The organism is Bordetella sp. (genome assembly GCF_057362025.1).
The window spans coordinates 35,426-60,009 of record NZ_JBMQQZ010000072.1 but is presented as its reverse complement, the minus strand read 5'-3'; the positions used below and the strand labels follow the sequence as shown (position 1 = coordinate 60,009).

The following is a 24,584-nucleotide window of genomic DNA, read 5'->3' as shown; positions in this document are numbered from 1 at the left end:
TTGCGTGGCGTCACGGGACGCGCGGCGGAAGCGATCATCGCGGCCAGGCGCTCGATCGCCTCGGCGCGGTTCTTATCCTGGCTGCGATGCGTCTGCGCCTTGATGATCGCCACGCCATCCTTGGTAATGCGCCGGTCGCCGCTGCCCAGCAAGGCATGCTTGACCTCGTCGGGCAGCGACGACCCGCGGATATCGAATCGCAGATGCACCGCGCTGGACACCTTGTTGACGTTCTGGCCGCCCGCGCCTTGCGCGCGGATCATGCTGAACTCGACTTCGCGCTCATCCAGCATCAGGTTGTGGGAAATGGGGATCATGAGCGCGAGTCTACCTGCATCGCGCCGCCCTCGTCCGGCGTCGCCGTGGTGCCGGCGCCCTGCTCTGCCGCCCTGCGCGCATCCTGGACAGCCACCTCATACAACCCGTCCGGTGGCAAGGTTGCTCGGCTCCATGGTTGAAATCGCCGATACACTGCCCCATGTATAAGGCGTGAGGAAAACCATGAAGCCCTTGTCAGAAATTCCGTTTTCGGTCCTGGACCTGGCGCCTATCGCGCAAGGCAGCACCGCGGCGGACGCTTTCCGCAACACCGTCCAGCTGGCCCGCCATGTCGAGGCTCTCGGCTACAACCGGTTCTGGCTGGCCGAACATCACAACATCAACGGCATCGCCAGCAGCGCCACCGCCGTGCTCATCGGGCATGTGGCCGCGAATACCCGCACCTTGCGTGTGGGCTCCGGCGGCGTCATGTTGCCCAACCACGCGCCGCTCATCATTGCCGAACAGTTCGGCACACTGGAAACGCTGTTCCCAGGGCGCATCGATCTGGGCCTGGGCCGTGCCCCCGGCAGCGACGGCGCGACACAGCGCGCGCTGGGACGCGATCCCCGCAGCGGCATGAACTTCCCGCATCAACTGGAAGAACTGCGCGCGTATTTCCAGCCCGCGCATCCCACGCAGGCCGTGCGCGCCATTCCCGGCGAAGGATTGAATGTCCCCATCTGGCTGCTGGGATCCAGCGATTTCAGCGCACAGCTCGCGGCGGAACTGGGCCTGCCCTTTTCCTTCGCGGGTCACTTTTCGCCGGAAGGCATGGCCGCCATGCAGCTATACCGGCGCCGTTTCAAGCCATCGGACGTGCTGGACCAGCCGTATTCCATGATAGGCGTGCCCGTCATCGCGGCGGACACCGACGAGCAGGCCCGGCGCCAGGCGACGACCCAGCAGCAGAAGTTCCTGTCGCTGGTGCGCGGCCATCGCCTGCAACTTCAACCTCCGGTCGACGATATGTCCTCGGTATGGAACGAATGGGAGAAAGCGGCCGTGCAGCAGCGGTTGGGCGCATCCATCGTCGGCGGGCCCGAAACGGTCAAGCGCGAACTGGAATCGCTGGCGGCCCGCACCGAAGCCGACGAGATCATGATCGTGTCGGACTTCTACGATCCCGCCGACCGCCTGCGTTCCTACGAAATCGTGGCGTCGCTCAAGCAGGCCGAAGCGCCGAGCGAGCCGCGGGCCGGTACGGCCGTCGCGCAATGAACGGGGAACGCCCGCCCCGCGCGTTTATCATGAAGGCATCACCGCGCCATCCGGTGCGGCCGAATCCACCCAGGGTCTTCACGGGCCCGCAAGCGCCGCGCAAGGCGCGGCAAGGATGTATCGAATGAGCATCGTCGAACTGAACAAGGATTCCTTCCAGGAAGCCATCACGCCGGAAGGGACGCTGATCGTCGACTTCTGGGCGCCATGGTGCGGCCCGTGCCGCGGCTTCGCGCCCGTCTTCGAAAAGGCCGCGACGGAACATCCCGACGTGACTTTCGCCAAGGTCAATACGGACGTCGAGCAGGAGCTCGCGGGCGCCCTGGGCATCCGCTCGATTCCCACCTTGATGGTGTTCCGCGAACAGGTGCTGCTGTTCTCGCAGCCGGGCGCGCTGTCGGCCGGCCAGTTGAACGAACTGCTGGCCAAGGTCAAGGAATTGGACATGGAGAAAGTCCACCAGGACATCGCCGACGCGCAAGCCAAACAGGACGCCGAAGGCGGCCAGGCTTGAGGCAATCAGATGCCGGGCGGGCCTTCGTCCGTCCGCAATGACGACCGCCCGCGGCTGAAGTTGACCAGCCACGCGTCCAGCGCTTCCAGGCTTTGCCGCGGCACCGACAAGGTCAGCACGACACCCTCGGCGTCGAACGCTTCGTGCGTGATCGCCGCCCCCGCCTGCGCCAGGCGCGCCTTCAGGTGCTGCAGCGCCGTGTAGGAACAGGCGCAGGTCGCGTTGACGGTGTCGATGATCTCCATGCGCGGCGCCAGCCGCAAGCAATTCGCCGCGGCGCCGCCGTAGGCACGCGCCAGCCCGCCGGTACCCAGGTTGATGCCGCCGTACCAGCGGGTCACCACCACCGCGACGCGGTCGCAGTCCTGGCCGTCGATGGCCTGCAGCATGGGACGGCCCGCGGTACCGCCCGGTTCGCCGTCGTCGCTGAAGCGGTACGCGGCGCCGATGCGGTAGGCCCAGCAATTGTGGGTGGCGCCGGCATCCGAATGCGCCGCGATAAACGCCATTGCCGCGTCCACATCGGCCGCCGGGCCGGCATGCGCCAGGAAAACGCTTTTCTTGATCGTTTCCCGGTAGACGTTGAGCCCGGCCAGCGTACTGGCCACGTCAGTCGCCGCCCGCCGGCACAGGCGAGCCGCCAACGGCGGACTGCATGCCGGGCACCGCGGATCCGCCGCGTGTCGACGCGGGCGCCAGGGTGGCGCCGTCGCGGGGCATCGACCGCCCTGCCAGGGATGCGGACGCTGCCGTCCGCTGCAGCGCCCAGGCGATCGCCACCGCGATCGCGGCCGCAAGCGAGGCGAACAGGAAAATCGCCGAATAACCGAAACCGCTGACGATCAGCCCCGCGACAGGTCCGGTGATACCCAGGGACAAGTCGAAAAAAGCCGAATACGCGCCCAGCGCGGCCCCGCGATTGGCAGCGGGCACGCGGCTTACCGCTTCCACGCCCAGCGAGGGAAATACCAGCGAGAAACCGGAGCCGGTCAGTGCCGCGCCGGCCAGCGCCATCACGGGCGAACCCGCCAGCCATAGCAGCAGCAGGCCAAGGATCTCCACGCCGATGGACAGGATGGCAACACGGAAACCGCCCAGGCGTTCGATCGTCCTGCCCAGCAGCAGGCGCGTGCCGACGAAAAAGGCGCCGAATATGCTCAGGGACAAGGCGGCGCCCGACCAGTGGTGCGACGCGTAGTAGAGCGTGACGAAAGCGGCAATGGAGCCGAACCCCACCGAGGCCAGTCCCAGGGCCAGGCCGTGCGGCAGCACGCGCGCCACCACCTGCGAAAACGCCATGCGGACGCCGCCCACCACGGCCACCTTGGCGCGCGGCGCGGCCAGCGCCAAGCCCAATACGCCGGCGGCCAGCACGGCGGCCCCCACCGCACCGAAACCCCAATGCGTCTGCAGCTGCACACCCAGCGGGGCGCCGATCGCCAGTGCGCCATAGGTGCAGATCCCGCTCCAGGAAATCACCTTGGCCGTATGCGCCGCACCCACGCGGCCGATTCCCCACATGATGCAGCCCGTGCCGACCCAGCTTTCACCGAAGCCCAGGACCAGGCGGCCCGCCATCAATGCGGCCAGACTGAGCGCGGGCATGTGGGACAGAAGATTGGCGACGAGCATCAAGCCGCCGCTGGCGGTGCACGCGGCCAGCCCTATCATCGCCGTCTGCTTCGGGCCGACGGTATCGGCCATGCGGCCGGCATGGGAGCGGCTGAGCAGCGTCGCGACGTACTGGATGCTGATCACCAGCCCAGCCAGGACGGATCCATAACCCAGGTTGCCATGGACATAGCCGGGCAGGACCGCCATCGGCAGGCCGATCATCAGGTAGCACAGGAAGGTGAAGACCACGATGGAGATCACCCGCAAAGTGATCGCCGCGGGGCGGGACGGCGCGTAACGGGAAACGGACATGGAAAACAAGGCGACGCCTGACTAAGGGTTTTCCCGTAGTTTAGCGCAGCCCGCCGGCAATCTGTTGCGCCGCACCAGATTTCACAATGTGATGTTGCCGGCATGCCGCGCCCGACGTCCTGGCGTGCCCCATCGTCTCCCGGCCCCGGGGCCGTCCGCGGTTCAGGCCTGGGCGCTGCGCGTCTCCAGGTAATCCTCATAGCCGCCGCGGTAGTCGACGATTTCGCCATTGGGCAAGATCTCGATGATGCGGGTCGCCAATCCGGATACGAATTCCCGGTCATGCGACACGAAGAATAGCGTGCCTTCGTACTTTTCCAGCGCGAACTGCAGCGATTCGATCGACTCCATATCCAGGTGGTTGGTCGGCTCGTCCAGCAGCAGCACGTTGTGCCGGCCCAGCATCAGCCGGCCGAAGGTCATGCGGTTTTTCTCGCCGCCCGACAGCACCTTGGGCGCCTTGGGCAGGTCATCGGACGAAAACAGCAGGCGCCCCAGGGCGGAGCGGACCGACTGATCGTCATCGCCCGGCTGCCGGTACTCGGCCATCCAGTCGAACAGGTTGATATCGGTCTGCTGGAATTGATCCGACACGTCCTGCGCCATATAACCGGCGTCGGCGTTTTCCGACCACTTGATCGAGCCGGAGTCCGGCGCCAGATCGCCCGCCAGCATGCGCAGCAGCGTGGTCTTGCCTGCGCCGTTCGCGCCCACGATGGCGATTTTCTCGCCCGCATCGACCATCGCGGAAAAACCGCGGATGATCGGCGCGTCATAGGACTTGGATATGTTGTCCACGGTCACCGCCACGCGGTGCATGACCTTGTTCTGCTCGAAGCGGATATACGGGTTCTGGCGCGAGGAGGGCTTGACCTCTATCTGGTCCGCCTTGATGCGATCGATCTGCTTCATGCGCGACGTGGCCTGGCGCGCCTTGGATTTGTTGGCGGAGAAGCGGCGCACGAAGTCCTGGAGTTCCGCGATGCGTTCCTTGGCCTTGGCATTGGTGGCCGACACACGCTCCCGCGCCTGCGTGGACGCGAGCATGTAGTCGTCGTAATTGCCCGGATAAACGCGGATTTCGCGATAGTCCAGGTCGGCCATGTGGGTGCACACCTGGTTCAGGAAGTGCCGGTCATGGCTGATGATGATCATCGTGCTCTGGTAGCCGTTGAGGATGTCTTCCAGCCAGCGGATGGTATTGATATCCAGGTTGTTGGTCGGTTCGTCCAGCAACAGCACATCGGGGTTGGAGAACAGCGCCTGCGCCAGCAGCACGCGCAGCTTCCAGCCCGGGGCGATCTCGCGCATGGGCTGGTTGTGCTGTTCGACGGCGATACCCAGGCCGAGCAGCAGCTCGCCCGCGCGGGCCTCGGCCGTATAGCCGTCGTACTCGGCGAACTTGGCTTCCAGGTCGGCCGCCCGCATGTAGTCCTCTTCGGACGCGTCGGCATTGGCGTAGATGGCGTCGCGCTCGGTCATGGCGGCCCACATGTCGGTGTGGCCCATCATGACGACGTCCAGCACGCGGGAATCCTCGAAGGCGAACTGGTCCTGGCGCAGCTTGCCCAGCCGCACGCCCGGCTCCAGCGACACGTTGCCCGAGGAGGCCTCCAGGTCGCCGCCGATGATCTTCATGAAGGTGGACTTGCCGGATCCGTTGGCCCCGATCAGTCCATACCGGTTGCCGTCCCCGAACTTGACGCTGACGTTCTCGAAAAGCGGCTTGGGGCCGAACTGGATGGTGAGATTGGCGGTGGATATCACGTTTGAGTCGAATTAGGCGAAGCGAAAACCCATCAGTGTACCCCTTGCGGTACGGATGGGCGCGGACCCGATGAAGACGCCGACGACCGGATGAAGGTGGACGCGGACCGGGCGAGACGGCGCAGACCGGATGACGGAAGCGCGACAGCGCCCCGACAGACAGGCGACAGCGCCACCGCAACCGGCTCGCCCTGCGGACGGTGACGTTTGGATTAGTCCGCATCCGCTGATTGTCAAGCTACGGCAACGAGGATGTAATGCGAGCAGAGCGCGACGGATCGATGCGACGCAAACCGTCCGATCGCCGCACGCCGTGAGGCCCCGGGAACGACGCCCGAGAAGCGCCTCGCCCGTCCAGCTGCGAGGCCGCCGGCGCGGGGCTGCCAGGCATCGACGAGGAAAACACATCATGCTGCAAACGCTGGAAATCGAACACAAGCCGCAGGCGGCGCTGGTCTGGCTGTCGAGACCCGATGTACGCAATGCCCTGGATGCGCAAATGGTCCAGGAGCTGACGGAGGCTTACGCGTCCCTGTCCAATGACAGCCAGGTACGGGCCATCGTGCTGGCGGCACGCGGCATCGCCTTCTGCGGCGGCGCGGACGAAACATGGCTGCGCCAGAGCGCGCAGGCGGGCGAGATGTCCGTGCGGGCCGATACGGCGGCCTGCGCCGCCATGCTGGAGACCATATACCGCTGCCCCAAGCCGACCATCGTGCGGCTGCACGGCGTCTGCATGGGGCTGGGCATGGGGCTGGCATCGGCCTGCGATATCGCGATCGCCTCGTCGCAGGCGACCTTCGCGCTGCCGGAAACGCGGCTGGGCCTGATCCCCTCCATCATCGCGCCCTATGTCCTGCGCGCCATGAGCCCGCGCGACGCCACGCGCTGGTTCCTGACGGGCGAAACCTTCAGTGCCGCCGAAGCCTGGCGCATCGGCTTCGTGCATGGCTTGTCCGAACCGGACTCCCTGGATATGCGCATCGCCGCGCTGGTCGACACCTTCATGCTGACCGCGCCCGACGCGGTCGCCGCCACCAAAACGCTGGTCCATGAGGTACCCGGGCGGGCGGCGGCACATTGCGACGCGGACAGTCTCGCGAGTTGCGGCATCCTGGCCGGCAGGAATCCGGCATCGCCGGAAAGCGACAGCGGCCCGGGCCGCGGTCCATCATGGATGACCGGGATGCTGGGAGCCTGAAACGGCCGCCCGCACGCGCCCTACACGCCTGGATCCGGCTCTTCCGGCCGGATGCGCACCCGCTCCAGATTGGCCCGATAGCGGTCCAGCGCGTTGAACAACAAGGGATTGACCAGGATGGAAAGAATGGCGCCGGCCAGGATAAGGTCTTGCCCCGCCTTGGGCAGGATCTCCTGCATCACGCCCAGGCCGGCCAGGATGAAAGAGAACTCGCCGATCTGCGCCAGGCTGGCGGAAATCGTCAGGGCCGTGAGCTTGGGATGGCGGAAGGAGCGCACGATCAGGTAAGAGGCAATCGACTTGCCGACCAGGATGATCAGGAAGGTGCCCAGCACGCCCCATGGGTCGCGCACCAGTACCAGCGGGTCGAACAGCATCCCGACCGATACGAAAAACAATACCGAGAACGCATCGCGCATGGGCAGGGATTCGTCCGCGGCGCGCTGGCTGAATTCCGACTCTGCCATCACCATGCCGGCAAAGAAGGCGCCCAGCGCGAACGACACGCCGAACAGCGCGGTCGCGCCATAGGCGATACCCAGCGCGCAAGCCAGCACCGCCAGGCGGAAGAGTTCCCTGTTGCCGGTGTACACCACGCGTTCCAGCAGCCACGGAATGACGCGCCGACCGATCACCAGCATGAGGGCGACGAAGGCCGCCACCTTGACGGCGGTCACGCCCAATATCGCCCACAGCGATGCGCCGCCGTTATCCTGTTCTCGGCCGCCCAGCACGCCGGACAGGGCGGGAATCAGCACCAGCGCGGCGACCATGGCCAGGTCCTCGACGATCAGCCAGCCGACCGCGATGCGGCCTTCGTTGGTATCGACCAGGTTGCTGTCCTCCATGGCCTTGATGAGGACGACGGTACTGGCCACCGACAGGGCCAGCCCGAACAGCAGTCCAGCGCCCATGTTCCAGCCCAGCATCCAGGACAGGCCCAGGCCCATCGCCGTGGCCACCGCGATCTGCGCGATGGCCCCGGGCACGGCGATGTGCTTGACCGACAGCAGGTCGCGCAGCGAAAAATGCAGCCCCACGCCGAACATCAGCAGGATGACGCCGAGTTCGGCCAGCTCATTGGCGAGGTGGCTGTCGGCGGTGAAGCCCGGGGTATAGGGCCCGCAGAGGATGCCTGCGCACAGATAACCGATCAGGGGGGGCAGCTTCAGGCGCACCGCGATGGCGGCAAGGACAAACGCCAATACCAGACCGCCCACAATCGTCGTAATGAGCGGTGTGGAATGAGGCATGCAGGCTCCAGCAAATAAAGTTGGCGGCGCCAGGGCGCCATTCTGAATAACCGCTGAACGCGTTCAACGCGCCGAGGATATCACGGCCCCGGCGGACGACCGCGGTCAGTGGTCGTGTTCGTCCAGCACCAGATGCACCATGCCCGGCTCGGTTGCCAGGCCGACCTTCTTGCCCACCGGCAGCGTCGCCTTGGATGCGATGTGGCCATACGGCAGGCCCGTCAGCACCGGCACCTTCACGGTCTTGCGCAACCAGGCGAGCACGGCCGGCATATCGAAGCCCGCATCATGGGGCGCCAGGCGATAGTTGGTGAAGTACCCCAGCAGGATTGCCTTCTGCTTCTGCAGAATGCCGGCCTGCCAGAGCTGCGTCAGCATGCGCTCGACGCGATACGGGTGTTCGCCGACGTCCTCCAGGAACAGGATTCCGCCCTTGATGCCGGGCATGTAGGGCGTCCCCACCAGCGAGGCGACCATGGCCAGCGTCCCGCCCCACAGGATACCGCGGCAATCCACCGGATCCGCATCCGGCGTTTCGAAACTGAGGATTTCCAGTTCGCCGCGCATCAGCTCGCCGAACAGGGCGGCCGTCAGGTCGTCCATCTCGTCGCCGCCGAAATCCGCGACGGCGGTCGCACCGCTGTAGCTGATCTCGCCGGTCTGCGCCAGCAGTGCCAGGTTGAATGCGGTGAAGTCGCTGTGCCCGACGAAACGCTTGCCGCTATCGGCCACCGCCTTCCAGTCGATCATCGGCAGCAGGCGTCCCAGCCCGTAGCCGCCACGCGTGGCCATGACGATCGGGTGCTTCTGCTTGAGCGCGCGCGACAGCGCCTTCAGGCGTTGCGCATCCGTGCCGGCGAAGCGCTGGTGCGTGGCGGCCGCGCCGCGGTCGATCGCCGTCTTGAAGCCTTCGGCCTCCAGCCGCTGCCGCGCGCGTTCCAGCGCGGCCGGATCCTGTACCGCGGAGGAAGGGGAAAACAGATAAATGCCGTGCTTGCTGCTCATTGGGGGTTTTCCTTGATGCGACGCGCCCGGAAAAACTGCCGCAGAATGTCGCCGCAGGGTTCGGCCAGGACGCCGCCATGAAACGACGTATGGTGATTCAGTTGCGCCACCGCGCCGACATCCAGCACGCTGCCGCAGGCGCCCGTCTTGGGATCGCTGGCACCATAGCAGACGCGCGCCAGCCGGGCATGCAGCATCGCGCCCATGCACATGACGCACGGCTCCAGCGTGACGTAGAGCGTCAGCCCGGGCAAACGGTAATTGGACAGCCGCCGCGCGGCCGCGCGCAGGGCGACGATTTCGGCATGCGCGGTGGGGTCGGCGTCGATGATCGTACGGTTGTAGCCGGCGCCCAGCACCTGCCCCTGGGAATCGACCACGACCGCGCCCACGGGCACTTCGCCCGCCTGCCCGGCCTCTTGGGCCTGCGCCAGCGCCAGCGCCATCATGGCCGCGTCGAACTGCGCCTGTTCGCCGGCCGTCCTGGCGGCGACCGATTCAACCACGATACACCCGGGACTTCAGGGCAATGCGATGCGCCAGGCTGCTCACGGCCTCTTCCAGCAGTTGATAGAGTTCGGCGTCCTCGTCATAGCGGGCGTGGTTCAGATTGGACACGCGGCCCTGTTCGATGAACCCCCAGGCCCGGCTGCGTTTGTCGCGGTGGCGCGGATCCCATACGCCGAAGGCGATGCCGCCCGCGCCGCGGATCAGCGAAAAGCAAGGGATATCGGTATAGCCATCGCCGACGAACACCATCTGGTCGAAGGGCACCCGCAGGCGGTCTTCCGGCACCTTGCGATTGACTTCGAAGGGCTTGTTGTGGAATTCGCGGCCGATGATGCCTTTCTGGATATGGAACAGATAGCGCGTCTTGTCCGTGAAGCTGACGACGCGGCGCGGGAAGTCGATGCCGCCGTCTTCGCCGTAGACGAATTCGGACGCCCAGATTTCCGTGAACTCGGGGGCAATCGCGGTGGACCGGACGACGTCGCCGATGCCGCTGGAGATCAGATAGAACTCCAGCGATACCTGGGGTTGCGCTTCGCGCACCGCGTCGCGCAGGCGCTGGAATACCGTCGTCACGCCGTCATGCAAAGGCAGTTGACGCCCCCAGTCCCGCAAGCGGTCGCGCGTGATCAGGCCATGCGAGCCGGCGCGCGAGAGCTGAATCATGCGATACAGGTAAGCCGGGACCGGGTCCCAGTCCTGTTCGAACAACAAGGGATCCACCTGTTCTTTCCAGAAGCCGGCCGTGTCCACGCCGATGTTCGCCAGAAAGCCGGACGTGCTGTCTGGCGCAAGCGTATCGTCGAAATCGAATATCAGGGCGATAACGTCGGACATGGAAAAAGCGTGCGGGGGAAATAGCCGCCATTTTGCCTGATTTCGCCTGGCATACCCTGGCGCAGCCTCCGGGCTGAATTTCAACGCGCCCCCGTGCGGCCAGGCTGCCGCGTATGGGTCCCTGGCGGCGGCCGCGAACGGCAGGACGCGGCAAATCGGTCATTCCTCGGCGACAGCGGCCACCGGAAGACGGCGGCGTGTCTTGAAGAACTGCCACATCAGGCGCGACGCGTCGGGTCCCTGGCGCGCGTGAAAGCGCACGCGGGCGTCGCCGCCGCTCCAGGCATGTCCCAGACCGGGCACTTCGCACAGGCTGACGACGGCGCCCCGCCCAGCCGGTACATCGGTGCGCAGATAGTGGCGCGAACTGCCCTCGGCCTCCGGCTGGGATGCGGCGGCGCCCACCTTCAGGCCGTTGGCCCATGCCAGCTGCGCCAGCAACTGCGCGCCGTTGCGCCGGTCGACGACGGTGTCGCGATCCCCCTGCAGGATGATGGCAGGCATGCCGGGAAACGCGGCGCGGTCCGGCAGCAGCGAGGCCAGGGCCGTCTCCGGCGGCTCCGAGGCCCCATGCCGCATGGCGCGCAGCCCTTCGCCGGCGCTGCGCGCGCTGCCGAGCACCGCCCCGGAATGCATGGCCAGCGCGGCGAAGACATCCGGATGGCGCAGGGCGGTCAGTGCCGCCATGCCGGCGCCGGCGGACAGTCCGGCGATATAGATCCGCGCCGGATCGGCGTGGTAGTCCGCCACGGCGGCGCGCGCGATGCCGGCGATCGCATCGGCCTCCGCATATCCGTGCGCGGCGTCGGGCTGGTACCAATGCCAGCAGCGATGCCGATGGCCGCGCAGCGGCTGTTGCGGATACACCAGCAGCAAACCCTCGCGATCGGCCAGGCGGTGCATGCGTGTGCCCACCGCGAAATCCAGGGCGCTCTGTTCGCACCCATGCAGCATGACCAGTACGGGACCGCCCTTGCGCAGCTTCGGGGGCATATAAACGAAATACGACAGGCGCACCGGCCAGGCGCCCGGCACGGGCGGCGTGCGGTAAACGCGGGCCTTCCAGGTTCCGGCGAAATCGGCGGTATCGAACTCGGGTGCCGCGTCGGCGGCCAGGGGCTTGCGCGCCGAGGGGCCCTTCGCCGGCCGGGACCGGGGCCGCTGCGTGGCCCTTTCGTCGAAGAGCCCTGGCATACCCAGCCGCCACGCGGTCCGCTGCAGGCGCGCGACCTTGCGGGCGGTAGAAAAGAATAGCGTGGACAGCTTGCTTCGCATTGCGATTGGCCTGGCGGGTAAGTCCCGGTGTTTGCATTAAACCCCTTATGCTGCATCGCAGCAACCCGGGCATGCGCGCCGATGTGCAGGACGAGTTGCGCAACGCCGCGCCCCGGCGGCGGTGGCCGGCCAAATACGAGAGGGCCGGCTGTGCCGGCCCGACACGGGATTGAGGGACCCGCGGCCCGAATAGACTTGCCCTTAAGAGAGAAGCCCGAGCGGCCCGCCCGGGCCGCTCGCTGCGGCGCGTGCTTAGCGGCGGGGCATCGTACCGCCGTAGGGCGCGGGCGTGCCGTAGCCGCTGGGCGGAACGGCCGGCGGCGGCGCCACGGGCGTGGCGGGTTGCGAATACCCCGGTTGCGTATAGCCGGGCTGCGTGGTTCCCGCCGGGGTACTGCCGGGCGTGCCGGCCGGTACCGGGATGACGGTTTCACGCAGGACGCCGCCCGCCGAGACACTGCCCTGCACGGTGGTATTGCCCTGTCCGGACATTTGGATCATGCAATCCCGGCGCTGATCCGCCGGTAGCGCATTGCAGCGCGCCGTGGCGTTGCTTTGGGGATCGGCCGGCGTGCTCAGGCCATTGCGGCGGCGCTCCACCAGCGCAGCGCCCGCTTCGCGCATGCAAGTCGCCTGGTCCTGCCCGCTGGCCCCGCTCTTGCATCGGGCTACGTCTTCACGGTATTGCGCGTCCGGGCCGGACGCAGACCATGCCGGCCCCGCGGCGCCCAGCACGCCCGCGGCGCAGAATGCCAATCCGATTGCCGACAATTTGATTCGATGCGTCATGCTTGACCTCCCAGTCGATGGCTGCCCTGGGGACAGCGCGTTCGTAAAGCCATGGTCCAGCAAGTGCCGTGCCCACGGATGAGCATAACCTTCACGCGCTGCCGCGCACCGTATCGACGTCCAGCCTCTTGAAGATCAGGGTCGACAGCAGCGTGACGCCGCCCACGCACAGGAAGGTCCAGCGGAATCCCCAGGCGTCGGCGTGGGCGCCGTGGGAAAACATGCCGACCAGGCCGCCGCTCAGGCTGACCCCCAGGCTGAGGGCCAGCATTTGCACCATGGAAAACAGGCTGTTCCCGCTGCCCGCGTCCTCGACGCTCAGGCCCTTCAGGGTGACGCTGTTCATCGCGGCGAACTGCATGGAATTCGCGCCGCCGAAGATCGCCAGTTGCACGATCTGCAATGCCAGCGGCCATCCCGGCGCGATCAGCGCGAACGACATAATGGATACGCCCACCACGACGGTATTCACCGAGAGGAAGGTCTCATAGCCATAACGCCGCACCAGCGGCGCCACCCAGCGCTTGGTGATCAAGGCCGCCAGGGCGGTCGGGAAAATCATCATCCCCGCATAGAAAGGTTCGTAGCCCAGCTGCAATTGCAATAGCAGGGGCAGCAGGAAGGTGACGCCGCTGCTGCCGATGCGCGAGACCAGATTGCCCACCAGGCCGATGCTGAAGGTTTCGTCGCGAAACAGGCCCAGCCTGAACAAGGGCCTCGGCCGGCGGCGGGCATGGGCGATATAGACCATCACGGTAAGCACGCTCAAGCCCAACAGGCCCGCGATATAGGCGGCCCGGCCGGGGCCGTCCGTGCCTTCCATGGCGAACGAGAACGCCACCATGCAGGTGGACAGCAGGGTGAAGCCGACGAAATCGAACGCGGGCGGAGACGCCGCGGATTCGGGCGGGATGTAGCGCCGCACGGCGGCCAGCCCGAGGATGCCGATGGGGATATTGATCAGGAATATCCAATGCCAGCTGAGTACCTGCACCAGCCAGCCGCCGGTCATGGGACCGATCATCGGCCCTACCTGCCCGGCGATGGAAATCAACGCCAGCGCCGCGATGTACGACTCGCCGCGCACCGAGCGCAGGATGGCCAGGCGGCCGATGGGCAGCAGCATCGAGCCGCCCACGCCCTGGACCACACGTGCGATGACCAGTTGCGACAGATTGGCGGCCATGGCGCAGAACAGCGAGCCCAGGACAAAAATCAGGATGGATGTGAAATAGACGCGGCGCGTACCGAAACGGTCGGCCAGCCAGCCGGAAGCGGGCGTCAGCATCGCCATCGACAGCGAGTACGCGACGATCACCGGCCGCATCGCCAGGGGCAGCTCGTGCAGGCTGTCAGCCATGGCCGGCAAGGCCGTGTTGACGATCGTGGCATCCAGGGACTGCATGAAAAATCCCGCGGCGACGACCCAGAGCATGCCGCGGTGCGACGAACTTTCCTTCATTTCCCCTCTCTATGGGCGGGGTGGCCGCGTCATGCGCGACACCTCATGCACCCGAACGTCGGCAATCATAGGCCGATCGCCTATGATCGCGAAATCGACCGCAAGAAGGCCGCGAAAGCCGGCCATTCACGGCGTACCGTTCAGAAATTCGTCAGCGTCGCGCACTGTCGCGACGGCCCCAGGGAGGCCTTTTCGTGAATCGAAATACCCCATTTTCCGCGCGTGCCCGCGCAATAGGCGTGCAGGTGTTCGGCCACGCCGCGGATCACGGCGAAACGGCGCGGCGCATGACGGCCTATCTTGCGGATCTTGGGTTGGAAGAATTGGTCGCGACACAGGCGTGGCGGGACGAGGACGGCCCCGTATCGGCGTTCCGCCTGACGGACGCCGCGGCCGAGCGCTGGACGCCCGATCACGACACCACGCGGCTGGCCGCGGCACTGGCCGGGCGCTATCCGGACGACAGCCGCAACCTGGAACGCGAAGTCGTACTGGCCATGCTGGCCGCGCCGGTGCCCTTTCGCTATCCCAGCCATGACGAATTCATTTCCGCGGTACGCATCAAGCTGAACATCGTGCATGCCGCCAGCCTGACCGAACTGGCCTTCGATACGGAACACGCCGAACGCCCGGAAGACTACTGGACCTACGACGAAGCGCGCGGCTTCACCATCCTGCCCGGCAAGTCCCTGATCGACGGCCTGATCAAGGCAACGCAGCCGGAAGCCTCCGGCAAGCTGTATTCCTTTTCCTGCTATCGCGCCACCGAATACGTTACCCTGCTGGGCATCGCGCAAGAACTCGCGCTGTGCAATCCGGCGTTGCTGGACCAGCTACAGCGCCACTGGGAACAGCGCGCCATCATGTCCGGCCTGTTCCATGACGTCTTCCTGCGCGAGTACGGGTCGATGGAAGAGCCGCTGCCGCCGCGCTTCTACGTGCCGGGCGACCGCCTGTGGTTTCGCAACCCGGACGAACGCTCTTCCAATGTGGAAGGCTTCGAGGGCTCCTGGGTGTTCTACCTGGGCGGCGGTATGTTCAACAACTTCTGGAAGCACAAGCAACCCTTCAGCCTGACCGCCAAGTGCGTGGAGATCTACCACTGGCGCCATGGCGTTCATACCGATGACACGGGCATGCTGCGGCTGGACGAAACGCGCGTGGAAGCGCGGGTACGGGAATCGATGGCCGATCCGGCCCAGGTCGAGCGTATCCTGAAGCAGATGGTCAGGCTGCGCGAGCCGCGCGGCGTGTATATCGACGGCGGCTGCATCGATACCACGCGCGAATGCGTACGCTGGGTCAGGCCGGGCACCGCGGATCTGGTGCTGCCCGCGCTGTAGCCGGCTCGGCCGCGCGTTTTTACCTGGCGTTCTGAAGCGCGCTATAGATCTTGTAGCCCACTCTGCCGTCCTGCGGCAGGCCCAGCCGCTGCTGTTCGGCCGCGACGGCCTGGCGCGTCTTGCTGCCGGGGATGCCGTCCGGTGTACCGACGTCATAGCCGCGGGCGGCAAGCAGCCCCTGCAATTCCTTGATCTGCGCGCGCGACAGGCCCGGATCGTCGGTCGGCCACGCCGCGATCAGCCCCGGGCCGTCCTTCAGCCGGTTCGTCAACAGACTGACGGCCAGGGCATATTTGTGCGACTGGTTGTAGTGCAGGATCGCATCGAAATTGCGCGTGGCCAGGAAAGCCGGACCCTGCGCCCCGGTGGGCGCGAACAGATAGGCCTGCACGGATGTCCAGGGCTGCGGGAGGGGGACGGTGGACAGCGGCGTACCGTCGGCGCGGGTCACACCCGAGTCGCTCCATTGCGACAGCGACCGGCGATCGTCCCGATTCATGATTTCGTTGTCCGGCGAAGGAGGCAGGGTCGCGGCCATCGCCGGCGGCAGGCGTACCTCGATGACCGCCGGCATACCGCGCGTCCAGGTGGCTTTGCGCTTGAGCAGGTGATTCGCTGTCGACGCCAGCGCATCCGGCAGGGATCCGTACAGGTCGATACGGCCATCGCCATCGCCATCGGCGGCCAGCTCGTAGAAGGACGTCGGGATGAACTGCGTCATGCCGAAGGCGCCGCTCCACGAGCCGATGAAGCGGTCGCGCGTGACGGTACCGTCGCGCAGCAGCCGCACGGACGCATAGACGTTCTTTACCCACAATGGCTTTTGCTCCGTGCACGCGCGCGTCAGCCACGCATTCAGTACGTCCACTTTGCCGAGCTGGGAACCATAATTCGTCTCGATGCCGAAGATCGCGACCAGCGGTTCGCTGTCGATCCGGTAGCGATCGTCGATGGCCGCCAATGCGTCATGCGATTTGGCCAAGACGGCCTTGCCGTCGGCCACGCGCTGGTCGTCCACCGTCTTGGCGATGTAGTCCCACCAGGTTTCCTGGCCTTCGGGCTGCGCCTTGGCGGCCGCCACGGTCACGGCAAGCAAACGCGTGTCCTGCGTATAACGGTCGAAGTCCGCGACGCTGACGCCATTGGCGGGCGCCGATGCGCGCAGCGTCGCCAGGCATTGCGCGGGATCGCGATCCTGCTGATCGGCCGCGCCACCCGGCGACAACACCGGGTTCGCCATGGGTGCATTCGGCGATGGCATAGTCGTGGATGGCGTACCCGCGGCCGGCGCAATGGCCTGTGCCGAGGCGCTCGTGGACGGCTGCGCGCATCCCGCGATTCCCGCCCCCGCGAGCATGGCCGCGGGCAGCCAACGGCGAATCAGCCGGTGGCGGCGCGGAGAGCGGGATGTGACGGACGGGCGGGCATGGCGAGACGTGAGCATATCGATATCGGGCCGGATGGAATGCGGAAGACCCGGGTATGGTACCGCGTGAACCCATCGATGCGACCGTACGGGCGCCCGGCCTGCCGGATCCCGGATTCAACGCGATCGCGGCGCCAGTCTTTTCACCAGGTCCCGATGCGCCGGGTACTCCGCGGCGAGGCGGTCCGCATCGGCCAGTTGGAACTCGCTGAACTCGAAGCCCGGCGCCACCGTGCAGCCGGCCAGGGTGTAGCGGTCTGCGCGGACGCGCTCCGCGGCGAACCAGCAGCCGGCCGGCACAACGGCCTGGAAGACGCAATCCGCGTCCTCGATGGCATTGCCCAGCCGATGCGTGGCCAGGCCCCCTCGCCCGTCCAGCACGTGCACCAGCAATGGCCCTCCGGCATGGAAATGCCAGATCTCATCGGACCCGATGCGATGCCACGCGGAAAACGCATCGCCGCTCAGCAGGTAATAGATCGCCGTGCTGGCCGCGCGATCCGCAGCCTGGCCAGCGCGATGCACGCGTTCCGGCGCACGGTAGGTCTCGCGGTAATAGCCGCCCTCGGGATGCGGCTGCAGGCTCAAGCGCCGGATCAGGCTGGCCGCTTCCGCCCGGTCGGCCGCGGCGACATCCGTACCGGCAGTCATGCCCGCCCCATGCACGCCGCCAGGGTACGCCGCTGCCGGCCCTGGGCGTCGAAGTTGTCCGGCGCCAGCCAGGCCTCGTAGCCAACGCGCAAAGCCGGCCATTCGCCATCGATCATGGAGAACCACGCCGTATCGCGGGTGCGGCCCTTGTAGACAATGGCCTGGCGGAATATGCCCTCGAAGGTAAAGCCGTAGCGGATCGCCGCCTTGCGCGAGGGCTCGTTCAGGCTGTCGCACTTCCATTCGAAGCGGCGATAGCCCAATTCCTCGAATACGCGCTTCATGAACAGGTACTGCGTCTCCGTGGCGTGTGCCGTCCGCTGCAGCAAGGGCGAGTAGCTGACGTGCCCCACTTCGATCACGCCGTTGGCGGGATCGATACGCATCAGCGCGGCCGTACCGATGGCCTTGCCCGACGCCAGGTCCACGATGGCGTGATGCATGGGGTCCGTGCTGGCCGCCGCCTTGGCCATATAGGCATCGAAGGCCGCGGCGTCGGCGAAGGGCTCGCTCGACAGGTACGTCCACAGCCGCCCGTCCGGCGCCTGGCTGTAGGCGTGGAACAGGTCCGCGGCGTGGCGGCCGGGATCGAGCGGCTCGATGCGGCAGAAGCGCCCGTGCATGGGCGTGGCGGGGGGGCGCGGGCGCGGCGTCCATCCCGGTAGAGGATCGCCGATGGGTTGTCCGTATTCGTTGGTGCGCGTCATGATGGATGTCGAGGTACGAGGGTATGCAGGCCGTGGGATGTCGATGATGGATTCAGGCCAGTTGCTCCAGCAACGCCTGCGCCGCGGCGGGCGCCTTTTCCTTATGGCCGTTGATGAAAAAGATAAACACGTCCCTGCCCTTGGCGCGCGCTTTGGTCCTGGCGGCATCGACACAGGGCAAATCGCCGGGTTGTCCGCCGGCCGCCCATGCGTGGGCGCGGTCGGCCCAGGCCCGCAAGTCCTTGGGCGGGTAGCCGGCACGGTTGTCCGGGCTGGACCGCATCAGCCGCGCATAGGCGAAGTCGGCGGTCAGGTCGGCGAAAGACGGATACTTGTCGGAGTCGGTATAGACGGTCGCCACCTTGTACTTGTGCGCCAGCTTCAGATAGGCCGGGTCCATGAAGCTATCGTGGCGCACGTCCATGACGTGGCGCAGCCGGCGGCCGTCGACGCGGTCCGGCAATAGTGCCAGGAAGGCCTCGAAGTCCTCCGCGTCGAAGCGCTTGGTGGGCATGAACTGCCACAGGATGGGGCCCAGCTTGCCGCCCAGCTCGCTGATGCCGCTCTCGATGAAGCGGTGCACGGAATCCCCGGCCTCGGCCAGGACGCGGCGGTTGGTGGCGTAGCGCGTCGCCTTCAGGGAAAACACGAAATCGTCGGGCGTCTCGTCGCGCCAGCGCGCGAAGGACGCGGGCTTCTGGGTACTGTAGTAGGTGCCGTTTATCTCGATGGCCGTGACCTGGCGGCTGGCGTATTCCAGCTCGCGGCTGTGCGGCAGCCCTTCGGGATAAAAGGTTTTGCGCCACGGCTCGAATGTCCACCCACCGATGCCCGTGCGTATCCGACCTTCCGCCATGTGCGTTCTCCCGGTGCCTTAGCCGATCAAGGCGCCCAATACCAGCACGGCCAATATGGCCCAGAACAAAAATCCCAGTATGGATCGCCGCAGCAAGGCGCGTATCGCCGCGATCAGCAACAGGACGCCAAGGATAAGCACGGCGAAATTGAACAGATTGGGGCTCATGCCCATGGCGTGGGCCACGCCTTCCGAAAACTGGCTGATCGCCCGGCCGATGCCGCCCAACAGGTAGCGCAACACGCCGACGATGGATCGGATGATTTCGCCCAGGACGCTGCCCAGGGATTCAAAGAAACTGTTCGATTGCATGTCGCCTCGGGAGGATGCCGGTTCCGTGTATCTTAACCACAGTCGGTCGCCACGATGGCTGACGCCCCGCCGCCAGGCCCCTGAAGGCCCACGACCGTCGCGGCTTTGCCGCGGCCCCGCGTTGCACCGCGCTAAGATGCCCGGTATCCGCCTGCCTTCATATGCGATCCCGATGGAACAGATAGAACTGAATGACGGCACGGCCGACCGCTTCCTGCTGGATGCGCCCGGCCTGTCGCTGCTGGTGTTTCATAGCCTCACGTGCGGCAATTGCCGGCAGGCGCGCGAGCGCCTGCCGGAGATGGACTTGCCGGTGCAGCGCCTGTGCTGGGTGGATGCCGGCGATAACGGCGGGCTGGTCGAACGCTACGAAGTCTTCCACCTGCCCGCCATGTTCGTCATCCGCGACGGCGCCTTCCATGGCCCGGTGCAGGCCAGGCTGGAGGAATGGGATATCCGCCAGCAGATCAGCCTGGCGCTGGACGGCTATCCGGCGATCCTGCCATAAGCGTTCCGCTCTGGCGCGTCAGTTGACCGTCGCGCCCGTATCGCGCACGACCTTGCCCCACTTGGCCGATTCCGATTTCAGCAGTGCTTCGAACCCGCTTTCGCTGCTCAGGCTCAGTGTCAGCCCGGCGGTGGCCAACGCCTTGGCCGTTTCCGGTCCCTTCATCACCTTGGCCGTGGCGTCATGCAGCTTGTCCAGGATAGGCTTGGGCGTGCCGGCCGGCGCCAGCAGCCCCAGCCAGATATTGGCTTCATAGCCTTTCAGGCCGGCCTCGTCCAGGGTCGGCACACCGGGCAGATCCGCCGAGCGTTCGCGGGTCGTGACGGCCAGCGCGCGCAGGCGCCCGGCCGCGATCTGCGGCAAGGCCGCCGTCACCCCCAGGAAACCCATCGACACCTGGCCGCCGATGATGTCGCTCAAGGCCTGCCCGCTGCCACGATACGGTACGTGGTTGATCTTGACATCGGCCATGGTGGCGAACAAGGCCGCGGCAAGGTGCTGGCTGCTGCCGTTGCCCGACGATGCATAATCCAGGCGGCCCGGCTTGGCCTTGGCCAGCGCGATCAGTTCACCGACGGTCTTCACCGGCACCTTGGGATTGACGACCAGGACATAGGGGCTATCCACCAGTTTCGTGATCGGCGCGAAGCTCTTGATGGCGTCATAGGGCAGCTTCTTGTACAGCCACGGGCCGATGACGTGCGTGGTGGAAACCAGCACCAGCGTATAGCCGTCCGGCGCCGCCTTGGCCACGAAATCCGTGCCTATGGTGGAGCCCGCGCCCATGCGGTTTTCCACCACGACGGGCTGGCCCAGTTCGGGGGTGAGTTTTTCCGCCAGCATGCGCGCCACGACGTCGGTGAAACCGCCGGGCGCGAACGGCACGACCAGCTTGATCGGCGCGCTGGGATAGGTGTTGGCATCGCCCTGCGCCCAGGCGCCGGTCATGCCGGCCGTGCCCAGGGCGAGCGCCGCCATGATGCCTGCAAATCGATGTCGCATCGTTGTCTCCTCCTTTTCTATTTATGGAAGGCGCGGCCCGGTGTTCCGGACTCGCGCATCGCGCCGCCGGGGCGCACCGCCGTCAGCGATACACGGGGTCGGGCTGCGTAAAGAATGCGTGCAGGATGTGATAGACCATTTTGTAGTTCTTCTGCTGGAAGCTGGCGTGCGAAATACCCTGCATGACGGTGAACTGCTTGAAGGTGTTGGGCAGGCGCTTGAAGAATTCCGCCAGGTCGTCGAAGGAAGCGATGCCGTCGTATTCGCCGCGCATGACGATGGTCGGGACGCGCAGCTGTTCCGGATCGATCAGGGGCAGCTTGCTGCACATGTCGACATAGGTACCGGTGGGCATGGAGTTATCCAGCGACAGGATGGCATCGGCGAAGGCGGACACCGTCTTCTCGTCGGCGCAGCCGGGATGGTCGCGCGAGAAAATGCTTTCGACGAAGGCCCGGTCTATGGGCCGGCGGTTCTTGGCCAGGAATTCCGGCAGCTTCAGCTTGCGCTGCGCCAGCGTGGGACTGCCTTCGCCGGTCCAGACGAACGCGTCCAGGGCCGCGCGGGCGACGCGCTCGGGATGCTGCTGCGCGAACAGCGCGGCCTTCAGGGCCCCCGACGAAATGCCGTAGACCATCAGCTTGTCGTCCTTGGCACGCTTCAGGATGTATTCGCTGCCGGCGGCCAGGTCGAGCGCGCCATTGGGAATGTCGAAGTTAATCGGCCGATGCTTGCTGGAGCGGCCATAGCCTTCGTTATCCATGCACCAGGTATCGAAACCGCGCGCGGCGAACCAGTCCATGACGGAGGAATCGGGCCGGCCCGGCACGCGGAGGTCGAAGGTGGGCTGCGAGGCCATGGAAGACCCGTGCACGAACAGCACCGTGCCGGCGTGGGGAACGCCGGCGGCGGCCGGCTTATGCCACATGAAAAGCGTGATGTCGCCGTCGCGCTGGATCCAGTGTTCCTGGCCTCCCTGCCAGGTGACGGCGCCCGTACCGCTCAAGGACGGGTCCTGGGACGATGCTGCTTGAACCATGCTGTCTTCCTATGAAGTGTCATCTACAGAGGAAAACATGGTGACCGCCCGGCTCGCCCGATTCAACAGGGTTCCGTGAAAAGATTGTTCACGAAGCTGGGCCCGGATTGTTCACCGCGCTTCGGGTGACTCACCCGGCCAGGCCGTGGTCCCAGTAAGGCCCGTCGCCGAAATACTCCCCCAGGAAACCGACGAACAGGCGCGTGCTCTGTGCCATGGTCGGATTGGGCAGGTAGGCCGCGTACAGGCCGCGCTCCGGCAGCCCGTACGCCGGAAGCACACGCACCAACTGGCCGCTGCGCAGCGCGTCGCCGGCCGCGAAGGTGGGCACCACGCCGATGCCCAGGTGGCCCAGCGCGGCGTTCAGGACGGCATCCGCGCTGTTGGCCTTGAAATTGCCCTTGGGCCGCACGGCATGCGCGCCGGTCGCATCGGTGAACGACCACTCCCCCTTGCTGTTGACGAAATACACCAGGCAATTGTGCGCGGCGAGGTCCGCCGGCACGCGCGGCGCGCCATGCCGGGCCAGGTACGCCGGGCTGGCGCAGGCGACCCAGCGTACCGGCGCCAGTCGCCGCGCCACCAGCGAAACCAGCAAGGGTTCGTCCGCCTGCCGTATCACTACATCGGCGCCCCCGGTGATCAGGTCGGGAAACTGCTGGCTAAGGTCCAGGTCGATGGAGATATCGGGGTACTGCTCCAGAAAGCGCGTAATCGCGGGCACCAGATGGCGGCGCCCGAACGCCATGGCCGAGCTGACGCGTATCAGGCCGCCCGGCGCGCTGCGGAACTGTTCGATCTCGTGACGGGCGTCCTCCGCATGGGCCACCAGTTGGCGGCAGCGCTCATAGAACAGCGCGCCGGCCGTGGTCAGCCCGATCTTACGGGTGGTGCGATGCAGCAATTTAACGCCCAGGGCATGTTCCAGGTCGGCCACATGCTTGCTGGCCAGTGCCTTGGAGATACCGAGCTTTTCCGCGGCGCGCGAAAAGCTCTTCTCTTCCGCGATCACCGAAAAGGTCAGGAACTCATTCAGGTCGAGCATCGGGCGTCTGCGCCGCGGCGCCGCGGCGTGTCTCCATTGGTATCCGTCAAAAGGATTTTGACACGCCCGCGGAACACCGCGCGCCCTCACACTCCGGGAAGAATCACTGAACCGCCCCGTTAACTGCGACATGAGCGTCATCCACAGCGACATCCCCGCCCGGCTCGACCGCCTGCCATGGTCCGGTTGGCACACCCGCGTCGTCCTGGCGCTGGGCGTGGCATGGGTGCTCGACGGATTGGAGGTGACGCTGGTCGGCTCGCTGGGCAGCGTGCTCGAACGCCCGGACACGCTGGGGCTGGACGCGATCCAGGTCGGCTGGTCCGGCTCGCTGTATATCGCCGGCGCGGTGGTGGGTGCCCTGGTTTTCGGCCGGCTGGCCGACCGCCTGGGACGCAAGAAGCTCTTTCTGATGACGCTGGCGCTCTATATGGCCGCCACGCTGCTGACGGCATTCTCCACAAACTTCGTTTTCTTTTCGATTTGCCGCTTCGCCACGGGGCTGGGAATCGGCGGCGAATACGCGGCCATCAATTCGGCCATCGACGAACTGATTCCGGCGCGGGTGCGCGGGCGCGTCAGCCTGGCCATCAACGGCAGCTTCTGGCTGGGAGCCGCGCTGGGCGCGGCCGTCAGCCTGGTCCTGCTCGACGCCCGCGTACTGGGTCCGGAATACGGCTGGCGGGCCGGCTTCGCCTTGGGGGCGGTGCTGGCCCTGGCCATCCTGCTGGTACGGCGCCATGTGCCGGAAAGCCCGCGCTGGCTGTTGTCGCACGGGCGCGAGGCCGAAGCCCTGCGCATCGTCGACGATATCGAGGCCGAGGTCGCCGTCCGCGAAGGCGGCCTGCCGCCGGCGGCCGGCAGCGTGACTTTCGATCGCCAGGCCGTGCCGACGGTGCGCCAGGTGGCGCACGTCCTGCTGCAGCGGTATCGCAGGCGCAGCGTGGTCGCCCTGTCGATGATGATTTCCCAGGCCTTTTTCTACAACGCGATTTTCTTTACCTATTCGCTGGTGCTGACGCGCTTCATGGACGTCCCGCAGGGACGGGTGGCGCTATACATCTTTCCCTTCGCCGCCGGCAATGTGCTGGGACCGCTGCTGCTCGGCCCGCTCTTCGACCACGTGGGGCGGCGCCGCATGATCGCGCTGACGTATGTCTCGGCCGGGATCGCGCTGGCATTGACCGGCTGGGCCTTCATGGCGGGCTGGCTGAACGCCGGCACACTGGCGCTGTGCTGGTCGGCGGTGTTCTTCCTGGCGTCGGCCGCGGCCAGTTCCGCCTACCTGACGGTCAGCGAAGTTTTCCCCCTGGAAACCCGCGCGCTGGCCATTTCCATCTTCTACGCCGTCGGCACCGGGGCCGGCGGCTTCATCGGCCCGGTGCTGTTCGGCACACTGATCGAAAGCGGCAGCCGCGACGCCGTCGGCGTCGGCTATGCGATCGCCGCCCTGCTCGTCATCGCGGCCGGCCTGCTGGCCCTGCGCCATGGCGTGGATGCGGAACGCAAGCCGCTGGAGGAGGTCGCCACGCCGCTGGGGGCGGAAGGCAACGCGCCCGCGCCGCCGCGAACGCAAGCCGTTCGCACTGAACTATGATGTACGGGTCATTCTCGCAA

At 66.3% G+C, this 24,584-nt stretch carries 25 protein-coding genes; 6 read left to right on the top strand and 19 right to left on the bottom strand.

Annotated elements, in window-relative coordinates:
• On the bottom strand, positions 1-317 hold a 317-nt coding region (gene arfB, locus ACO1P8_RS14020), incomplete at its 3' end, for an alternative ribosome rescue aminoacyl-tRNA hydrolase ArfB (RefSeq protein ID WP_486296500.1).
• A 184-nt stretch (positions 318-501) separates the two neighbouring features.
• Between arfB and ACO1P8_RS14015 the strand changes: the two genes are divergently transcribed.
• Both ACO1P8_RS14015 and trxA read left to right on the top strand, forming a co-directional pair.
• Complete coding sequence (locus tag ACO1P8_RS14015) at positions 502-1,539, top strand: LLM class flavin-dependent oxidoreductase (RefSeq protein WP_486296499.1); 1,038 nt, start codon at positions 502-504, stop codon at positions 1,537-1,539.
• Between the two features lie 124 nt (positions 1,540-1,663).
• Positions 1,664-2,053, top strand: coding sequence for a thioredoxin (gene trxA, locus ACO1P8_RS14010; protein WP_486296498.1), 390 nt, complete (start codon positions 1,664-1,666; stop codon positions 2,051-2,053).
• 5 nt (positions 2,054-2,058) lie between these two features.
• On the opposite strand, the gene ACO1P8_RS14005 is transcribed toward trxA, so the two are convergent.
• From ACO1P8_RS14005 to ACO1P8_RS13995, 3 genes are all read right to left on the bottom strand, one after another.
• Entirely contained in the window at positions 2,059-2,661 is a 603-nt protein-coding gene (locus ACO1P8_RS14005; RefSeq protein ID WP_486296497.1) for an IMPACT family protein, read from the bottom strand.
• 1 nt (position 2,662) lies between these two features.
• Positions 2,663-3,979 carry an MFS transporter gene (locus ACO1P8_RS14000; protein WP_486296496.1) on the bottom strand — a complete coding sequence of 439 codons (1,317 nt, stop codon included), beginning with the start codon at positions 3,977-3,979 and terminating at the stop codon, positions 2,663-2,665.
• Between the two features lie 162 nt (positions 3,980-4,141).
• The gene (locus ACO1P8_RS13995; RefSeq protein ID WP_486296495.1) at positions 4,142-5,746 is read right to left on the bottom strand and encodes an ABC-F family ATPase; all 1,605 of its coding nucleotides are present in this window, start codon (positions 5,744-5,746) and stop codon (positions 4,142-4,144) included.
• A 409-nt stretch (positions 5,747-6,155) separates the two neighbouring features.
• Between ACO1P8_RS13995 and ACO1P8_RS13990 the strand changes: the two genes are divergently transcribed.
• On the top strand, positions 6,156-6,947 hold the full coding sequence (locus ACO1P8_RS13990) for an enoyl-CoA hydratase-related protein (protein ID WP_486296494.1): 792 nt from the start codon (positions 6,156-6,158) through the stop codon (positions 6,945-6,947).
• Between the two features lie 20 nt (positions 6,948-6,967).
• Here ACO1P8_RS13990 and ACO1P8_RS13985 read toward each other — a convergent pair whose 3' ends face one another.
• From ACO1P8_RS13985 to mdtD, 7 genes are all read right to left on the bottom strand, one after another.
• Positions 6,968-8,200: a cation:proton antiporter domain-containing protein gene (locus ACO1P8_RS13985; protein WP_486296493.1), complete on the bottom strand. Its 1,233-nt coding sequence runs from the start codon at positions 8,198-8,200 to the stop codon at positions 6,968-6,970.
• A 105-nt stretch (positions 8,201-8,305) separates the two neighbouring features.
• On the bottom strand, positions 8,306-9,205 hold the full coding sequence (locus ACO1P8_RS13980) for an LD-carboxypeptidase (RefSeq protein WP_486296492.1): 900 nt from the start codon (positions 9,203-9,205) through the stop codon (positions 8,306-8,308).
• Complete coding sequence (gene tadA / locus ACO1P8_RS13975) at positions 9,202-9,651, bottom strand: tRNA adenosine(34) deaminase TadA (protein ID WP_486296502.1); 450 nt, start codon at positions 9,649-9,651, stop codon at positions 9,202-9,204. Before tadA ends, ACO1P8_RS13980 begins: the two co-directional genes overlap by 4 nt.
• Before the next feature lie 52 nt (positions 9,652-9,703).
• Positions 9,704-10,552 (bottom strand): HAD family hydrolase, encoded by an 849-nt coding sequence (locus tag ACO1P8_RS13970; RefSeq protein WP_486296491.1) that lies wholly within the window; start codon positions 10,550-10,552, stop codon positions 9,704-9,706.
• Positions 10,553-10,711: 159 nt separating this feature from the next.
• Complete coding sequence (locus tag ACO1P8_RS13965) at positions 10,712-11,827, bottom strand: extracellular catalytic domain type 1 short-chain-length polyhydroxyalkanoate depolymerase (protein ID WP_486296490.1); 1,116 nt, start codon at positions 11,825-11,827, stop codon at positions 10,712-10,714.
• Positions 11,828-12,079: 252 nt separating this feature from the next.
• Entirely contained in the window at positions 12,080-12,616 is a 537-nt protein-coding gene (locus ACO1P8_RS13960; protein ID WP_486296489.1) for a hypothetical protein, read from the bottom strand.
• A 91-nt stretch (positions 12,617-12,707) separates the two neighbouring features.
• Positions 12,708-14,078, bottom strand: a complete 1,371-nt coding sequence (mdtD, locus tag ACO1P8_RS13955; RefSeq protein ID WP_486296488.1) for a multidrug transporter subunit MdtD — start codon at positions 14,076-14,078, stop codon at positions 12,708-12,710.
• Between the two features lie 239 nt (positions 14,079-14,317).
• Between mdtD and ACO1P8_RS13950 the strand changes: the two genes are divergently transcribed.
• On the top strand, positions 14,318-15,421 hold the full coding sequence (locus ACO1P8_RS13950; protein WP_486296501.1) for a hypothetical protein: 1,104 nt from the start codon (positions 14,318-14,320) through the stop codon (positions 15,419-15,421).
• A 19-nt stretch (positions 15,422-15,440) separates the two neighbouring features.
• Here ACO1P8_RS13950 and ACO1P8_RS13945 read toward each other — a convergent pair whose 3' ends face one another.
• From ACO1P8_RS13945 to ACO1P8_RS13925, 5 genes are all read right to left on the bottom strand, one after another.
• Positions 15,441-16,661 (bottom strand): lytic murein transglycosylase, encoded by a 1,221-nt coding sequence (locus ACO1P8_RS13945; RefSeq protein WP_486296487.1) that lies wholly within the window; start codon positions 16,659-16,661, stop codon positions 15,441-15,443.
• Positions 16,662-16,964: 303 nt separating this feature from the next.
• Positions 16,965-17,498 carry a cupin domain-containing protein gene (locus tag ACO1P8_RS13940; protein ID WP_486296486.1) on the bottom strand — a complete coding sequence of 178 codons (534 nt, stop codon included), beginning with the start codon at positions 17,496-17,498 and terminating at the stop codon, positions 16,965-16,967.
• The gene (locus tag ACO1P8_RS13935; protein WP_486296484.1) at positions 17,495-18,205 is read right to left on the bottom strand and encodes a GNAT family N-acetyltransferase; all 711 of its coding nucleotides are present in this window, start codon (positions 18,203-18,205) and stop codon (positions 17,495-17,497) included. Before ACO1P8_RS13935 ends, ACO1P8_RS13940 begins: the two co-directional genes overlap by 4 nt.
• 52 nt (positions 18,206-18,257) lie before the next feature.
• Entirely contained in the window at positions 18,258-19,061 is an 804-nt protein-coding gene (locus tag ACO1P8_RS13930) for a DUF72 domain-containing protein (RefSeq protein ID WP_486296483.1), read from the bottom strand.
• Positions 19,062-19,079: 18 nt separating this feature from the next.
• Positions 19,080-19,373 carry a hypothetical protein gene (locus ACO1P8_RS13925; RefSeq protein WP_486296482.1) on the bottom strand — a complete coding sequence of 98 codons (294 nt, stop codon included), beginning with the start codon at positions 19,371-19,373 and terminating at the stop codon, positions 19,080-19,082.
• Between the two features lie 172 nt (positions 19,374-19,545).
• Here ACO1P8_RS13925 and ACO1P8_RS13920 point away from each other — a divergent pair, with 172 nt between their 5' ends.
• Complete coding sequence (locus ACO1P8_RS13920) at positions 19,546-19,881, top strand: thioredoxin family protein (RefSeq protein WP_486296481.1); 336 nt, start codon at positions 19,546-19,548, stop codon at positions 19,879-19,881.
• A gap of 18 nt (positions 19,882-19,899) precedes the next feature.
• Here the strand turns inward: ACO1P8_RS13920 and ACO1P8_RS13915 are convergent, their stop codons facing one another.
• The 3 genes from ACO1P8_RS13915 to ACO1P8_RS13905 form a co-directional block, all read right to left on the bottom strand.
• Entirely contained in the window at positions 19,900-20,883 is a 984-nt protein-coding gene (locus tag ACO1P8_RS13915) for a tripartite tricarboxylate transporter substrate binding protein (RefSeq protein WP_486296480.1), read from the bottom strand.
• An 82-nt stretch (positions 20,884-20,965) separates the two neighbouring features.
• Positions 20,966-21,922 (bottom strand): alpha/beta hydrolase, encoded by a 957-nt coding sequence (locus tag ACO1P8_RS13910; RefSeq protein WP_486296479.1) that lies wholly within the window; start codon positions 21,920-21,922, stop codon positions 20,966-20,968.
• Positions 21,923-22,052: 130 nt separating this feature from the next.
• Positions 22,053-22,967, bottom strand: coding sequence for a LysR family transcriptional regulator (locus ACO1P8_RS13905; RefSeq protein ID WP_486296478.1), 915 nt, complete (start codon positions 22,965-22,967; stop codon positions 22,053-22,055).
• A 130-nt stretch (positions 22,968-23,097) separates the two neighbouring features.
• Here ACO1P8_RS13905 and ACO1P8_RS13900 point away from each other — a divergent pair, with 130 nt between their 5' ends.
• Positions 23,098-24,564: an MFS transporter gene (locus ACO1P8_RS13900; protein ID WP_486296477.1), complete on the top strand. Its 1,467-nt coding sequence runs from the start codon at positions 23,098-23,100 to the stop codon at positions 24,562-24,564.
• The last annotated feature ends 20 nt before the right edge of the window (positions 24,565-24,584 follow it).